Source organism: Pauljensenia sp. UMB3104, from assembly GCF_030217285.1.
GTDB lineage: Bacteria > Actinomycetota > Actinomycetes > Actinomycetales > Actinomycetaceae > Pauljensenia.
Map to the genome: position 1 here is coordinate 1 of NZ_JASONN010000467.1, position 249 is coordinate 249.

The following is a 249-nucleotide window of genomic DNA, read 5'->3' on the forward strand; positions in this document are numbered from 1 at the left end:
TCAGCGCGAGGGCGCAGGCGGCAGTTGTCAGAGCACGCACGGAGTTGCCAAAGAAGGTCACCATTGGCGTAGGTCCCATCCGTCGTCCTCCCGCTTGGCGGGAGCGATGGTGCGGTCTGTTCCGTAGGTCTGGGACAGGGGGTTGACGTAGCCTGCGGGCAGATCATCCTCATCCTCATCCACCGTGAAAGCCACGTACTTGCGCTTGCGGCCCTTCTTGTCGTCCTTGCCCATGCCGCCGCCAGCACC

At 63.9% G+C, this 249-nt stretch carries 1 protein-coding gene; it reads right to left on the bottom strand.

All coding sequences use genetic code 11. The features are described from left to right. Positions 1–57: 57 nt before the first annotated feature. A partial coding sequence (locus QP415_RS12430; protein WP_285100276.1) for a hypothetical protein occupies positions 58–249 on the bottom strand: 192 nt, incomplete at its 5' end.